The sequence below is a fragment of the Pseudomonas sp. 22490 genome (assembly GCF_052044465.1).
GTDB lineage: Bacteria > Pseudomonadota > Gammaproteobacteria > Pseudomonadales > Pseudomonadaceae > Pseudomonas > Pseudomonas aeruginosa.
Genome location: NZ_JBQENS010000011.1, coordinates 101,245 through 115,034, shown reverse-complemented (window position 1 = coordinate 115,034; position 13,790 = coordinate 101,245). Strand labels below are relative to the sequence as shown.

At 63.7% G+C, this 13,790-nt stretch carries 14 protein-coding genes; 11 read left to right on the top strand and 3 right to left on the bottom strand.

Features of this window, described 5'->3' with window-relative positions; translation table 11 throughout:
- Positions 1–42: 42 nt before the first annotated feature.
- Positions 43–1,473, bottom strand: coding sequence for an alkaline phosphatase (phoA, locus tag ACTJJX_RS14610; protein ID WP_003112133.1), 1,431 nt, complete (start codon positions 1,471–1,473; stop codon positions 43–45).
- A 204-nt stretch (positions 1,474–1,677) separates the two neighbouring features.
- Between phoA and ACTJJX_RS14605 the strand changes: the two genes are divergently transcribed.
- From ACTJJX_RS14605 to ACTJJX_RS14575, 7 genes are all read left to right on the top strand, one after another.
- Positions 1,678–2,115, top strand: a complete 438-nt coding sequence (locus ACTJJX_RS14605) for an HIT family protein (protein WP_003160751.1) — start codon at positions 1,678–1,680, stop codon at positions 2,113–2,115.
- Positions 2,116–2,343: 228 nt separating this feature from the next.
- Positions 2,344–4,410, top strand: a complete 2,067-nt coding sequence (gene tssI, locus ACTJJX_RS14600) for a type VI secretion system Vgr family protein (RefSeq protein WP_016852617.1) — start codon at positions 2,344–2,346, stop codon at positions 4,408–4,410.
- Positions 4,411–4,419: 9 nt separating this feature from the next.
- Positions 4,420–5,235: a DUF4123 domain-containing protein gene (locus ACTJJX_RS14595; protein ID WP_016852618.1), complete on the top strand. Its 816-nt coding sequence runs from the start codon at positions 4,420–4,422 to the stop codon at positions 5,233–5,235.
- Positions 5,232–5,753, top strand: coding sequence for a DUF3304 domain-containing protein (locus ACTJJX_RS14590; RefSeq protein ID WP_071534179.1), 522 nt, complete (start codon positions 5,232–5,234; stop codon positions 5,751–5,753). Before ACTJJX_RS14595 ends, ACTJJX_RS14590 begins: the two co-directional genes overlap by 4 nt.
- Complete coding sequence (locus ACTJJX_RS14585; RefSeq protein ID WP_079380431.1) at positions 5,738–6,088, top strand: DUF3304 domain-containing protein; 351 nt, start codon at positions 5,738–5,740, stop codon at positions 6,086–6,088. Before ACTJJX_RS14590 ends, ACTJJX_RS14585 begins: the two co-directional genes overlap by 16 nt.
- 187 nt (positions 6,089–6,275) lie before the next feature.
- Positions 6,276–6,830: a DUF3304 domain-containing protein gene (locus tag ACTJJX_RS14580; protein WP_031634327.1), complete on the top strand. Its 555-nt coding sequence runs from the start codon at positions 6,276–6,278 to the stop codon at positions 6,828–6,830.
- Between the two features lie 14 nt (positions 6,831–6,844).
- Positions 6,845–9,493, top strand: a complete 2,649-nt coding sequence (locus ACTJJX_RS14575; RefSeq protein ID WP_071535698.1) for a T6SS phospholipase effector Tle1-like catalytic domain-containing protein — start codon at positions 6,845–6,847, stop codon at positions 9,491–9,493.
- Positions 9,494–9,531: 38 nt separating this feature from the next.
- On the opposite strand, the gene ACTJJX_RS14570 is transcribed toward ACTJJX_RS14575, so the two are convergent.
- On the bottom strand, positions 9,532–9,945 hold the full coding sequence (locus ACTJJX_RS14570) for a hypothetical protein (RefSeq protein ID WP_003104441.1): 414 nt from the start codon (positions 9,943–9,945) through the stop codon (positions 9,532–9,534).
- A gap of 79 nt (positions 9,946–10,024) precedes the next feature.
- Between ACTJJX_RS14570 and ACTJJX_RS14565 the strand changes: the two genes are divergently transcribed.
- On the top strand, positions 10,025–10,528 hold the full coding sequence (locus tag ACTJJX_RS14565; RefSeq protein ID WP_003119669.1) for a cysteine hydrolase family protein: 504 nt from the start codon (positions 10,025–10,027) through the stop codon (positions 10,526–10,528).
- A gap of 3 nt (positions 10,529–10,531) precedes the next feature.
- Here ACTJJX_RS14565 and ACTJJX_RS14560 read toward each other — a convergent pair whose 3' ends face one another.
- The gene (locus tag ACTJJX_RS14560; RefSeq protein ID WP_003091630.1) at positions 10,532–11,047 is read right to left on the bottom strand and encodes an ankyrin repeat domain-containing protein; all 516 of its coding nucleotides are present in this window, start codon (positions 11,045–11,047) and stop codon (positions 10,532–10,534) included.
- Between the two features lie 490 nt (positions 11,048–11,537).
- Here ACTJJX_RS14560 and ACTJJX_RS14555 point away from each other — a divergent pair, with 490 nt between their 5' ends.
- From ACTJJX_RS14555 to ACTJJX_RS14545, 3 genes are read left to right on the top strand one after another with little or no spacing between them, the layout of a single operon-like run.
- A complete protein-coding gene (locus ACTJJX_RS14555; protein ID WP_003104436.1) occupies positions 11,538–12,659 on the top strand; it encodes a beta-ketoacyl-ACP synthase III in 1,122 nt (373 codons plus the stop codon).
- Positions 12,660–12,661: 2 nt separating this feature from the next.
- Positions 12,662–13,273 (top strand): RNA polymerase sigma factor, encoded by a 612-nt coding sequence (locus ACTJJX_RS14550; protein ID WP_003104434.1) that lies wholly within the window; start codon positions 12,662–12,664, stop codon positions 13,271–13,273.
- On the top strand, positions 13,267–13,506 hold the full coding sequence (locus tag ACTJJX_RS14545) for an anti-sigma factor family protein (protein ID WP_003104432.1): 240 nt from the start codon (positions 13,267–13,269) through the stop codon (positions 13,504–13,506). The genes ACTJJX_RS14550 and ACTJJX_RS14545 overlap by 7 nt, the downstream gene beginning before the upstream one ends.
- The last annotated feature ends 284 nt before the right edge of the window (positions 13,507–13,790 follow it).

The following is a 13,790-nucleotide window of genomic DNA, read 5'->3' as shown; positions in this document are numbered from 1 at the left end:
CGCGCCGGTCGAAACCGGCGCGCCTTTTTCGTTCTGGTCCGATCAGTCGCGCAGGTTCAGTGCGCGACGGATGGTGAAGAACAGGTCGGTCTGGTCGGTCAGGCCGGTGACATTGGCCGCCTGCGGGCCGTAGGCGGCGATGCGCAGCTGGGTGCCGGTGTGCTCCTGGGAGCCTTCCTCGGAGTTGCCGTAGCTGATCGCCAGCGGCGCGCCGTCCTTGGTCGTGAGCAGTTGGGTCAGCCCCGGCGCGGCGGTTTCCGGCGGGATGATCTGGCTGGAGTGGGCGTGGTCGGCGGTGACGATCACCAGGGTCTCGCCATCGGCCTTGGCGAAGGCCAGGGCCTTCTGCACGGCTTCGTCGAGGTCGACGGTCTCGCCGATCTGGCCGCACGGATTCGCGGCATGGTCCTGCTTGTCGATGGACGCGCCCTCGACCTGCAGGAAGAAGCCGTTCGGATTGTCCTTCAGCAGCTCGATGGCCTTGCTGGTCATTTGCGCCAGGGTCGGGATGTCGGCGGTGCGCTTCGGGTTCGCCTCGCAGCTCACCGCCGGCTGGTTCAGGTTGCCGTGGTAGGTGGCGGTCGGACCGAGCCAGCGCACTGGCATGTTGCCCGGCGCGAACAGGCCGATCAGCGGCTGCTTCTGGTTGGCGCGGCGCACGGCTTTCAGCTCGTCGAGGTTCTCGACGATCCGGTAGCCGCGGGCTTCGGCCTGGGCGCGGAGGGTCTTGCCGGCATAGCGGCCAGCCTTGGCGGTTTCCGCGAAGGTCGCGGCGCCGCCGCCGAGAACCACGTCAGGGCGGGTCTTCAGCCACTGCTCGGTGATCGAGCCGGCGCCGCCGTTCTCCAGGGCATTGCTCGGGCACTGCTTGCTGGTGGCCTCGGGACCGTAGCACTTGCGAGCGGTGACGTGGGCGAGCAGGGCGGCGGGGGTGGCGTCCTGCAGCTCGGCGGTGGAGACGTTGCCGGTGGCCTTGCCGTTGAGCTTGGCCAGCTCCAGCAGGTTGCGGTGCGGCTGTTCGTGGATATCCACGCCGATCGCGCCGTTGTACGACTTGACCCCGGTGGTCCAGGCGGTGGCGGAGGCGGCGGAATCGGTCACGTAGTCCGGCAGGCCGCTGTCCTTGTGCAGGGAGTAGTGGGTGTACTGGCCGGTCAGCGGCAGCGCATCGATACCCTTGAAGTAGCCGCCCGCGCCGCGCGCGTAGTTGCGCGCCACGGTGATCTCGGAGTCGCCCATGCCGTCGCCGATCAGCAGGATCACGTTCTTCGCCTTCTTCTTCGACAGCGACTGCTTCAGGGCCTGGGTCAGGTCCTGCTCGACGCGCCGTGCGCCGCCGTACTCGCTGAGTTCGCCACGGGCCTGGCGGTTGAACAGCGACGGATCGTCCTGGCGCGCCTGGGCCGGCAAGGCGCTGCCGAGCACGGCCATGGAGACGGCAAGAGAGAGGGCGAGGGGATAACCTGGGGTCATGACGCATTTCCCTATGTTGAGGAGGTGGCTGTGCGAGACGGCAGGGCCATCCGGCGAGTGCTACGAAAGTAGGGAAGGGTGATGACGGGCTTGTGACAATTTCTTTCGAAGTGTGTGGCGCGCGCGACGCATCACGTCGTGACGAGCGGGTAGCGAGCCGGTATGGTGCGCAGGTCTATTCCGGTTCGTTCAAGGAAAGCCTCCATGAGTCTGCACGGCGTTTACGATTCCCAGAACATCTTCGCCAAGATCATTCGCGGCGAAGCTCCCTGCTACAAGGTCTACGAAGACGAGGACGTGCTCGCCTTCCTCGATCTGTTCCCGCAGTCCTACGGGCATACCCTGGTGATTCCCAAGCACGCCGAGGCGCGCAACCTGCTCGAGATCGATGCGCAGAACCTGGCCAAGGTCATGGCCGTGGTCCAGCGCCTGACCCGCGCCCTGGTCGAGGAGGTGCAGCCGGACGGCGTGCAGATCGCCCAGTTCAATGGCGCCCCCGCCGGGCAGACGGTCTTCCACATCCATTTCCACGTCATCCCGCGCTTCAGCGGCGAGAATCTCGGCATCCATGCGGCGAAGCAGGGCGACCCTGAAGTGCTCGCACAACTTCAGGAGCGTTTGGCGCAGCGTCTGCAAGGCTGATTGCGCATGGGCCGGCCCGGTTCGGGGGCGGTCCTTCGCTCGTCGGATTTTTTTGAAATATTTTGTTACATACTGTCGAGGGTCAGGCGCGCCGCGGTTTTCCGGCGATGTGCGCAACAATTTGCACAGTTTTTTTGACGTAGCATCCGCGACATCCCGCTCTTCGGAGCGACCACGGCGAACAGGGACGCCAGCCGTGCAGGTTTTTCGAGCAACAGGGGACAGCGGATGTTCAACCCGGCCAACCAGACCCACTTCAGCCTCACCCTCGACGGCCTCCGCCACGACCTGCAGGTCCTCGCCTTCAACGGCCACGAAGGCATCAGTCGCCCCTACCGTTTCGAACTCGAACTGGTCGGAGAGCGCGCCGGCCTCGACCTCGAAACGTTCCTCCACCGGCCCGCCTTCCTCTCCTTCACCCCGCAGGGCCAGGGTGTCCACGGCCTGGTCTACGGCGCTGCCCAGGGCGATGCCGGCAAGCGCCTGACCCGCTATCGCCTCACCCTCGTCCCGCACCTGGCCTACCTCGCCCAGCGCAACAACCAGCGGATCTTCCAGCACCTCACGGTGCCGCAGATCGTCGCCCTGATCCTCGAGGAGCACGGCATCCTCGCCGACGCCTACCGCTTCCAGCTCGGCACCCGATATCCCGAGCGCGAATACTGCGTGCAGTACGACGAAAGCGACCTGCATTTCGTCCAGCGCCTCTGTGCCGAAGAGGGCATCCATTTCCATTTCCGGCACAGCGCCGAGGCGCACCTGCTGGTGTTCGGCGACGACCAGACGGTGTTCCCTCGCCTGGGCCGTCCCACCGCCTACGTGCACGACAGCGGGCTGGTCGCCGACGAACCGGTGATCAAGCGCTTCAGCCTGCGCCTGGCCAGCCGCACCACGCGCACCACCCGCCGCGACTACGACTTCGAGAAGCCGCGGCTGCTGCTGGAGGCCGGCAACCGCCCCGCTGCCGACGCCCCGGCCGAGCCGGACCTGGAGGACTACGACTACCCCGGTCGCTTCGTCGATCGCCAGCGCGGCAAGCTGCTCAGCCAGCGCGCCCTGGAGCGCCACCGCGCCGACCGGCGCCTGGGCGAAGGGGTCAGCGACCAGCCGCTGCTGGTCAGCGGGCACTTCCTGGAGATCGCCGAGCACCCGCGCGCGGAGTGGAACGACCTGTGGCTGCTCAGCGAAGTCTTCCACGAAGGCAAGCAGCCGCAGGTGCTGGAAGAGAACGTTACCTCCGACACGTCGGCCAGCACGGACGACTTCCAGCAGGGCTACCGCAACCGCTTCCTCGCGACGCCCTGGGAGGTGTTCTTCCGCCCGCCGCTGGAGCACCCGAAGCCGCGCGTGCTGGGCAGCCAGACCGCGGTGGTGACCGGCCCGCCAGGCGAGGAAATCCACTGCGACCGCTACGGCCGGGTCAGGGTGCAGTTCCACTGGGACCGCGAGGGCCAGGGCGACGACAAGAGCAGTTGCTGGCTGCGCGTAGCCAGCGGTTGGGCCGGCAACGGCTATGGCGGCATCGTCATTCCGCGGGTCGGCATGGAAGTGCTGGTGGACTTCCTCGAAGGCGATCCCGACCAGCCGCTGGTCAGCGGCTGCGTCTACCACGCCGCCCACCCGGTGCCCTACGAGTTGCCGGCGAACCAGACCCGCAGCGTCTTCAAGAGCCTCAGCAGCCCTGGCGGCGGTGGCTACAACGAGCTGCGCATCGAGGATCGCAAGGGCCAGGAACAGATCTTCGTCCATGCCCAGCGCGACTGGGACGAGAACATCGAGCATGACCAGAAGATCCGCGTCGGCCACGAACGCCACGACACCGTGGAGGCGAACAGCTACAGCGAGTTCAAGGCCGAGGAGCATCACACCGTGCACGGAGAGCGCAAGGTCGAGCTGAAGGCCGATGACCACCTGACGGTCGGCGACAGCCAGCACGTGAAGCTCGGTCGTGCCTACCTGGCCAGGGCCGGGCGCGAGATCCACCTGAAGGCCGGGCAGAAGATGGTGATCGAGGCTGACAGCGAACTGACGGTGAAGGCTGGCGGCAGCTTCATCCGGCTCGACGCAAGCGGCATCGCCATCAGCGGCCCGTTGGCACGGATCAATGCAGGCGGCGCGCCGGGAAGCGGCTCGGGGATCGCGATCAAGATGCCGCGGGTGCCGGGCATGGCCGACCAGGACAGCCCCGGCGCGCCACCCGAGGCGGTCGCGGCCAACCTGCCGCCGCGGCAACCGGTCTGCGAAGAGTGCCTGCTACAGGCGAAGAAAAGAGGCCAGGCGCTCGCCGAGCGCTGAGGAACCGCGATGACGCCGAACCCCCGCCATTGGGCCCGCGAGCTGTGGCAGCGCTCCCGCGATCGCGGCTTGCAGACCCACATCGATGTATTGGTCGATGCCACCGGGCTGGACGACTATCCCTTGCTCGCCGAGCATGCGCGGCAAAGCGATCCTCCAGCGCTGTTCAAATTGCTGGAGCAAACCCCGGAGGCCGCCCTGGCCGACGAGGGCCCGCTGCTGCTGCGCCTGGAAGACGGCCACGCGGCCTGGCTGGACGAACTGCTCGAACGCATCGACTGCCGCCGCCACCTGATGCTCCTGTTCAGCCCCTGGCCGTTGCCGCGCCTGGGCGAGCACCTGCGCAGCTGCACCCAGGCCGAGTGGAACCAGGGCCGTTCCAGCGGCGTACTGCGTTTCTACGAGCCGGGCCTGTTCATGGCCGTCAGCGACATGCTCGATCCCCGGCAGAGCCGTTACCTGCATGCCCCGGTTTCCAGCTGGCACTGGCTGGACCGCGACGGCCGGCCGAGGGCGCTGGCCGGTCATTACCAGGCCCATGAGACGCCGCCGCTGCAAGCGGCCCTCCGCCTGGAAGCGCACCAGGTCGTTGCCTTGCGCGCCTGGAGCGAGGCCGAAGCCTACCGCCGCGAATACTTCGTGCTGCCCCGCGAGCATGGCCTGGGCAGCCAGGAAAGCCTGCTCCAGCATCTGGTCCAGGCGCACCTGGCCGCCGACCGCCAGGGCTTGCAGGACTTCGACCAGCGCGATGCCTTCGTCGCCCAATGGCTACGCGAACAGACCCCCGGCCCCGGCTTTTCCCCGGCGGGAACGAGTCGCGCATGAACGGGCGCGGCATCGGCCTTCCCGCCCTGCTTCCGGGGCCCCTGCTGGCCGCAGGCTGCCAGAGCGGGCCAGACATGCTGGCGGCGCCGGTGATGGGTTCCAACCATACGTCCGCGGCGATCAATTGGTTTTCGGTGAATGGGGCGGGTGGACCGCGTTTAGACCCTTATCAGGGGGATGGTAGCCAGGTTTGTTGCGGAGTGATTCCAAAGAAGTGGAATCCAAATTTGAAAGCTGTCGTGGAATGGGAGAAAGATCCCAAACCGCACGCCGCTATAAGGCGAGATAAATATGGACGGCTGGATAAAGATGATTACTTGAGACATGCCTCAAGCTACACCCGACACAAGATGATCGTGGATATACCTAGATGTAGTGAAAAAATATGCCTGTTGCAGGTGCATTTCCTCCCGTGCGACCAGGTCGCGGTCTCAACAACCTATTACAGCCAGGGGCATCCAGAGTATCCAGATAGAAAGTATTTTCAGAAGAGAGAGCCTTCATGCAAAAGCTCTTGAATGCAAAGGGGTTAAGGACACCTGTTTGGCTGATTGCTTTACTGATAGGTTTTTTGTTTTTACAAGCGTGCCAGGCAGGCCCTGATATGGTGTCTACTCCTATCGGAGGATACAACCATACTTCGGCGGCTATTAACAGATTCAGTGTAAATGGTGCTGGCGGATTAAACCTTGGTCCATTTCAGGGGGGAGCAGGGCAGGTATGTTGTGGTGTCGTTCCTAGAGTTTGGAAGCCGGGCTTGAAGGCAACCGTAGAGTGGGAGGTAGATCCTGAGCCAGGGGCTTATAAAGACTGGCCGGAAAGATATTTTCAGATGGCTGGAGAAAACGTATGAGAGGGCATGGACTCTTGTATGTTCGTCATAAAGAAACTTTCGATATACCTTCTTGTGATAGTAAGGAGATTTGTTCGCTAAAAATACACTTTCTTCCATGTGATAAGGTTGCTACTTCAGCTTCCTGTTATACGCCGTTTCATCCTGAATATCCGAATAAAGGTTACTTTGATATGAGGGGCATGTCATGCGGAAGTTGATGAACTTGATCTGTGTGGGAAATAAAAAGTCCATTGGGCTGGTGGTTTTTCTCAGCACCTTCTTTGGGCTGGTGGCATGCCAAGCTGGGCCTGAAGTGCTGTCTGCACCTATCATGGGTTACAACCATACTCCGGCGGCGATTAACGAATTTACGGTGAATGGTGCTGGCGGACCGAACTTAGGTCCTTATCAGGGAGATGGTAGTCAAGTTTGTTGTGGGGTAATTCCAAAGAGATGGAATCCAAATTTGAAAGTTATTGTGGAATGGGAGAAGGATCCCAATCCCCGTGCCGTTATAAAACGAGATAAATATGGGCGGTTGGATGAGAGTGATTATTTGAGGCATGCCTCAAGTTACACCCGTCACAAGGCGACTGTGAATGTGCCTAGGTATGATGAAAAGGTGTGCTTGCTGCAGGTGCACTTCTTGCCGTGTGACGAGGTGGCTGTTTCTACGACTTGTTATGGGCCAAATCATCCAAAATATCCTGATAAGGCCTATTTCGAGATGAGAAAGTCAACGATATGTCCGGCTAACTGAAGGCAGGTGGGAAGATGCCTAATTTTGGATTTCATATAGCACCCACCCATCCTATGGCAGGGCGCCTGATTTATGATTCTAAAAAATTATCAGAAAATATATTAAAGCAGCAGAGCGATGAACGGGTTTTTTCAAGGGTGCAAGAGCAAAAAAGGCTTTCTGAAGGTGACGTAGTCGGTGGTGCGCCTTGCTGTAAAGCTATCCATATTACACTTGGTTTTGATGGGACTAATAATAACGATAAGGCTGATGATTCATCGGTTTCTCCATCTTGCAGTAATGTCGCTAGGCTAATTCATGCAAGTATTGGGAGCGGCGATGATATAAACAGTAGGGGGATTTTTAAGTACTATTGCCCAGGTGTGGGTACGGTGTTTCCGGATATTAAAGAATTTACGCCTTCAAACATGGGATTAATTGGTGCTGAGGGAGGCGAAAATCGAATAAACTGGGGGCTGGTTCAGTTAGTTGATGCTCTTTTCTATACTTTATTAAAAAGTAGGCTTAAACTAAATGAGGTTCAGGGCCTAGTAGAAGAAATGTCCATTAACTGGACCGTCAGTACGCTCACTGGTGGTTTATTGGAAAACGGCGAGAAAAAACGCCGAGCTGCCTTGGAGCCAAAACTCAAGGAACTGGAAGAAAAGCTTCGACAGCGTCAGAACTCTGGACAGAAACCGCATATCCTGGCCATGCGCTTGTATGTCTACGGATTCTCCCGTGGGGCGGCAGAAGCACGAGCCTTTGCCAACTGGCTGCAGGAGCTAACCCGGGTCAGCGATGCCGATGGTCGGGTGGAATATCGCTTTGCCGGTCTGCCGATCTCGATCGAGTTCCTCGGCCTTTTCGATACCGTGGCGGCAGTTGGGCTGGCGGATAGTGCGCCGTTCGCTGCCGGGCATATGGATTGGGCCGATGACACCATGCGCCTGCCCGATGAGGCCCTCTCCCAGTGCCTGCCGACCATCCTGCCGGAAGACTGTTCTTTTCTGAAACGTTGCGTGCATCTGGTTTCCTGTCATGAGCAGCGTGCCAGTTTTCCACTCGATTCGATCCGCCGTCGTGACATGGATGCCAACGGACGTCGGACGGGGCCCTCCTGCTACCGGAAGTGGACGGTGGAATATGCTTATCCTGGTGTTCACTCGGATGTTGGTGGCGGTTATGGCGTCGGCAACCAGGGGAAAGCTGTGGGAGGTTCGGAATTTCTACTATCCCAGATAGCGTTGCAGCATATGTATGCGGAGGCTTTCGAGGCAGGTGCTCCTTTGCAAGTTCCAGCACCTGCCGTCCATCCAGACTTTCATGAAGAGTGGCGGGTAATGGTGCCCAAGATTGAAGCGGAGTTCAGCGTCTCCGAAGAACTCGCCACCCGTTTCAACGCCTGGCAGGCCCAGGCCAAGGCCGGCCCCCTGGAAGAGGTGATCCGTCGCGAGACCGCGTTGATCACCGCCTGGCGCATCGACCGCTATGCCGGCGGGCTGCGCAACAAGGCGTTCTTCGCCAATGTCCCGCCGGACATGCCGGAAGCCCAGCAGAAGGCCTGGGAGGCCCTGCACAAGCGGCGTAGCCGGGAGTACGCGGCCGCCCAGCAGGGCGAGCCGCTCCCGCCGATGAGCGCCGCCGAACAGGCGGAGTGGGATCGCAACGTGGCGCTGATCGGCGGCGAGGACAAACTGCGCGACCTGCGGGTGGAGAAGCAGTTCGATCCGCCGCTGGACCAGCGCCAACTACTCGGCGCCGCCGCCGAGTTCGCCCATGACTACAAGGGCGACTGGGGCGTGCTCGACGACGGCATGACGGTGGGCGGAGTGATCGACCTGCTGCTCGGCGGCACCGTATTCCTGATCAACGAGGAAGACGAAGCCGAGGAATACAGCCAGATCCACCGCGACGGCAGCGCGCGCTACCACCAGTTGTTCAGCGCTCCCGACCGGGTGGCGCCGGGCCAGGAAAAGCTGGTGGCGCTGTTCGACGAACAGGTGCACGACTCCCGCGCCTGGTTCATGAACACTTCGGCGATAGGCCCGCGAGAACCCTTCACCGACTACTTCCGCTATCGCCTGGTGCATTTCGACAACGAGTCGAACAAGCGGCTCTCGGTACTGGCCACCGCCGGGCGGGTGGTAGGCGTAGGGGTGATGCTGGCCAGCGTCGGCCTCAGCGTCAAGCGCCGCGATCCGCGGATGCTGCTCGGGCTGTTCCTGCCATCGCTGGCGCGTCCGCTGCTGAGCGGCAAGGTCGGCCTGCCGGAGATCAGCGCCTTCGACCCGCTGACCGGGATCGCCTTGCCGATGGTCGGCGGGGCGGCGCTGGACAACCTGCGGGCCTTCACCCGCGAGCCTGGCGACAAGGTCGAGCAGATCGGCCAGTTGCCGCCACCGCCGCCGCTGGCGGTCGCGGCGGTGCAATCGCCCGCATTGCAGCAGGTGCTGCTGGCTCAGCAGACCGTGGAGGCGCTCAAGGCGCGCGACCTGGGCAGCCTGGCCGGGCTGGTGGCCAAGGCCGAACTCACCCAGGCGCCCGCGGCGGCGACCCCGGCCTGGCTCGCCGAGGCGAAGCAGGCCTTGCAGGACATGGGTACGGAGCGGGCGCAACCGCCGGGCCCCGGCTCGGCGCCGGGCTGGCTGCAGCGCGGCAAGGACCTGATGGAATCGCTTTGAACCTCGACCGGCGAACGCGGCCGACCTGTCGCCCCGGATCATTCGGTGCGGATGTCGAACCCGCTGCTGGCCTCGCTGACGATACGGAAGCGCGCGTTGCCGTCCGCGGCGATCCGGGTTCTCAGCTCGCGGTTCAGCAGGCCCTTGCCGCAGAGAGTGTCGTCCTGGGTATCGATGCCGATACCGACCACATGCTCGCCCGCCGGCACCTGGAAGCTGGCTTCCTCGCCGACGCCGATGCGCGCGGCGACCTGGCGGTCGATAAGGAACGCCACGTAGCAGCCGCCGCCCAGGTAGCCATAGTCGCGGTGGACTTCCAGCCGGCCGCCACCGCTCACCGGTTGCTGGTAGCCGAGCAGGCGTTCGGCGGGGATCGCCCGGGTCTTCTCGGCGGGAACCGAGGAACAGCCGGCCAGGAGGAAAAGGATCGCTACGGCGTACATCGGGCGCATGAAGGCTCTCCGTCGAAAGGTTCCCTCAGGCTAGCCCAGTTTCGCTGGAGCGCGGAGCGACGGGGCGGAGTGGGCTAGAATGCCTGGCCTGTTCTTCCGGAGCCGACTACCGATGCGCCAGGCCCTGCTGATCGTCGACGTGCAACCCTGTTTCGCCCCGCCGGACTGGCTGCTGGAAGGCATCGGCCAACTGCTCGGGCGGATGCCCTCGGTGGCCAGCGTCGAGCGCCATGACGAATCCCGTACGCCGTTCCAGCGCCAGCTCGGCTGGCGACCGCCGCTCGACGATGCCTGCCTGGTGGCGGCCGACCGGGTCTTCGTCAAGCATGGCTACCTGCCGACGGCGGAACTCGTCGACCATCTGCGTGCGCTGCGAGCGGAACGGGTGCTGGTATGCGGCATCCAGGCCGACACCTGCGTGCTCGCCGCCGGCTTCGCCCTGTTCGACGCCGGCCTGCAACCGACCCTGATCGGCGACCTGGTGCTCGGCTCCTCGCTGGATCGCTCGGGGGAGCTGGGTGTGCGCCTGTGGAAGCATCATTTCGGCCAGGTCGTCAGCCTGGCCGAGGTGCTGGCGGATTGAGGCTCAGTGGGGCCGGCTGAGCAGCGCGACCGTGGCCTCGGCATTCATCATCCGCGCCGCCGCCAGCGGCGTCAGCCCGGCGGCGTCCTGGGCGTCACGACGGGCGCCGTGGGCCAGCAGGCTGGCGGCGACCTCGGCCTGGTTGAACATGGCCGCCATCATCAGTGCGGTCTTGCCGTCGGCCGAGGCGCCCTCGACGTCGGCGCCGCCGGCGAGGAGCAGTTCGACCATCGCCAGGTCGCCCTTGAACGCAGCGCCGGCCAGCGGTGTCTGCCCGGCCAGGTTGCGCAGGTCCGGGTCGGCCTTGTAGGCCAGCAGCAGGCGTACCGTGTCGGCGTGGCCATGGTAGCTGGCCAGCATCAGCAGGCTGTCGCCCTTGTGGTTGCGCAGGTTCGGCGGCAGGCCCTGTTGCAGCAGTTGCTCGAGGCGCTGGCTGTTGCCCTGGCGGGCCAGGTCGAACAGCTGGTGGACGAACTCCTGGGTTTCCATATCCAGTTCTGGACGAGGGCTATCGGTCATGGGGCTGCTTCCTTGTGAATACCGGGTTTGCCGAATGATAGGCGGCCTTGCCGAGGTGGGCTGTTGAGCATTGCCTATGGGGCGGGTTGGCAAATTCAATCGATGGTTGGGGTGGGAAGGTGCCAGCCTGCTGTGACCGGAAGCCGGCCTGGTTGCGTCGTCTTTACAGTTCGATACGGATATCGGTGGCGAAAACGGGGAAAATAAACCGATCGTGCGCCTATCGGCTGTGCCCGGCGCGCACTCTGGAATATCCTTGGCGCCTTCGATACCACTGAGCGGTGCGCGCGCTTGCCGAAGCGAGGCGGTGGCACACTGCGCAATGGCCGACCTTGCCCGGGCCCTGTACGAAAGCGCGTCGCCAACGTCTTTTCGTAGAGCGCCCGGCATCGCCGCGAGCGAACCCGTTTCCGGTGCCGGCCCCAGGCGGGCACCGCTATGCCTAATCGGCCCCGTTCGACGGCGGCCCAGCGAGAGAAGAGGAACAACTGTGCATAAAGCCGTCATCAGCGGAACCGGTCTTTATACTCCGCCCTACAGCATCTCCAACGATGAGCTGGTGGAGAGCTTCAATACCTTCGTGCGCCAGTACAACGACCAGCACGCCGAGGCCATCGCCAAGGGCGAACTGGAGGCGCTGGCCGAGTCCAGCTCGGCGTTCATCGAGAAGGCGTCCGGCATCAAGAGCCGCTTCGTGATGAACAAGGAAGGCATCCTCGACCCGCAGCGCATGGTTCCGTACCTTCCCGAGCGCAGCAACGACGAGTGGTCGATCCTCTGCGAGATGGCCGTGGCCGCCGCCAGGGAGGCGCTGCAGCGTGCCGGCCGCAGCGCCGCCGACATCGACGGGGTGATCGTCGCCTGCTCCAACCTGCAGCGCGCCTACCCGGCGATCGCGGTGGAGGTGCAGGCCGCGCTGGGCATCCAGGGCTACGGCTACGACATGAACGTGGCCTGCTCCTCGGCCACCTTCGGTATCCAGGCCGCCACCACCGCGATCCAGACCGGCCAGGCGCGGGCGATCCTGATGGTCAACCCGGAGATCTGCACCGGCCACCTGAACTTCCGCGACCGCGACAGCCACTTCATCTTCGGCGACGCCTGCACCGCGGTGATCGTCGAGCGCGCCGACCTGGCCGTGTCGAAGCACCAGTTCGACATCGTCAGCACCAGGCTGCTGACCCAGTTCTCCAACAACATCCGCAACAACTTCGGCTTCCTCAACCGCGCCGACGAGAGCGGTATCGGCAAGCGCGACAAGCTGTTCGTCCAGGAAGGCCGCAAGGTGTTCAAGGATGTCTGCCCGATGGTCGCCGAGCTGATCGGCGAGCACCTGGCGGCCAATGAAATCCAGGTCGCCGAGGTCAAGCGCTTCTGGCTGCACCAGGCCAACCTGAACATGAACCTGCTGATCACCCGCAAGCTGCTCGGCCGCGACGCCGAGGCGCACGAGGCGCCGGTGATCCTCGACAGCTACGCGAATACCAGTTCCGCCGGCTCGGTGATCGCCCTGCACAAGCACCAGGACGACCTGCCCAGCGGCGCCATCGGGGTGCTCAGCTCGTTCGGCGCCGGTTACTCGATCGGTAGCGTGATCCTGCGTAAACACTGATCGTGGCGGCGCCTACCGACGCCGAGCTGCTGCCGCGCCTGCTGGCCGGCGAGCAGCGAGCCTTCCGCGAGCTGGTTGGCGCCTACCAGGGCGCCATGCGGGCCGTGGCCTGGGCGATCATCGGCAGATCGCATACCGAGGAAGTGGTGCAGGACGCCTGGCTCGCGGCGGTTCGCGGGCTGGACGGGTTCCAGGGGCGTTCGAGCCTGAAGACCTGGCTGCTGACCATTACCGCCAATACCGCCAAGAGCCGCTTGCGCCAGGTTCGCCGGGAAGTTTTCCTCGACGACCTGCCGGGGCCCCATGGTACGGTGGATGACCAGCGCTTTGCCGCCGACGGTCACTGGAGCCAGCCGCCGCACGCCTGGCACGAGGATTCGCCGGAAGCCCTGCTCGCCGAGGGCGAACTGCGCGATTGCCTGGACAAGACCCTCAACGGTCTGTCCGAGCTGCAGCGCAGCGTGCTGACCCTGCGCGAACGCCAGGGCTTGGAGCTGGAGGAAATCCGTGATCTCCTGGATATCACGCTTTCCAATGTCCGGGTGCTGCTGCATCGCGCCCGCCTGAAGGTCTTCGCCACCCTGGAGCATTTCGAGGAGACCGGCCAATGCTGAGTTGCAAGGAACTGGTCGCCCGGTCCAGCGACTTTCTCGATGGGCAACTGGACTTCCGCGGACAACTGGCGGTGCGCAGCCACCTGCTCATGTGCCGGCATTGCCGGCGCTTCATCCGCCAGATGCGCCTGACCCAGGCGACCGTGCGCCATCTGCCGGAAGGGCCGGGGCCGGAACTCGACCGTCTGGCCGCGCATCTCTCCGAATTGCGCAAGGACGCCGCGCGGCGCTGAGCCGGGGTACCCTCGACACCAAGCCGCCGCCCGCGATTCGTGGGCGGCGGCTTTTTCGTTTCCGCTATCCGGCGTGGGCGAACCGGACCCGGCCTGGCGTGGGCGGCTCTCTCTTCCGCGTGACGAGGTCGAGGAGTGTGGCTGGGCTTGGCGGATATCGCTGCGCGATATGCGCCCTACGGAGGGGCGGCAATCCGTTTCGCTGGGCGAGCATCCGAAGTCGAGGAGAACGCCTGGGACCTGGCGAATATCGCCGACCGATATTTCTCCAGCAGGGGCAATCC

Excerpts from the sequence above, each read along its gene's own strand:
- phoA (WP_003112133.1), bottom strand. The coding sequence starts at position 1,473 with ATGACCCCAGGTTATCCCCTCGCCCTCTCTCTTGCCGTCTCCATGGCC.
- ACTJJX_RS14605 (WP_003160751.1), top strand. The coding sequence starts at position 1,678 with ATGAGTCTGCACGGCGTTTACGATTCCCAGAACATCTTCGCCAAGATC.
- tssI (WP_016852617.1), top strand. The coding sequence starts at position 2,344 with ATGTTCAACCCGGCCAACCAGACCCACTTCAGCCTCACCCTCGACGGC.
- ACTJJX_RS14595 (WP_016852618.1), top strand. The coding sequence starts at position 4,420 with ATGACGCCGAACCCCCGCCATTGGGCCCGCGAGCTGTGGCAGCGCTCC.
- ACTJJX_RS14590 (WP_071534179.1), top strand. The coding sequence starts at position 5,232 with ATGAACGGGCGCGGCATCGGCCTTCCCGCCCTGCTTCCGGGGCCCCTG.
- ACTJJX_RS14585 (WP_079380431.1), top strand. The coding sequence starts at position 5,738 with ATGCAAAAGCTCTTGAATGCAAAGGGGTTAAGGACACCTGTTTGGCTG.
- ACTJJX_RS14580 (WP_031634327.1), top strand. The coding sequence starts at position 6,276 with ATGCGGAAGTTGATGAACTTGATCTGTGTGGGAAATAAAAAGTCCATT.
- ACTJJX_RS14575 (WP_071535698.1), top strand. The coding sequence starts at position 6,845 with ATGCCTAATTTTGGATTTCATATAGCACCCACCCATCCTATGGCAGGG.
- ACTJJX_RS14570 (WP_003104441.1), bottom strand. The coding sequence starts at position 9,945 with ATGCGCCCGATGTACGCCGTAGCGATCCTTTTCCTCCTGGCCGGCTGT.
- ACTJJX_RS14565 (WP_003119669.1), top strand. The coding sequence starts at position 10,025 with ATGCCTGGCCTGTTCTTCCGGAGCCGACTACCGATGCGCCAGGCCCTG.
- ACTJJX_RS14560 (WP_003091630.1), bottom strand. The coding sequence starts at position 11,047 with ATGACCGATAGCCCTCGTCCAGAACTGGATATGGAAACCCAGGAGTTC.
- ACTJJX_RS14545 (WP_003104432.1), top strand. The coding sequence starts at position 13,267 with ATGCTGAGTTGCAAGGAACTGGTCGCCCGGTCCAGCGACTTTCTCGAT.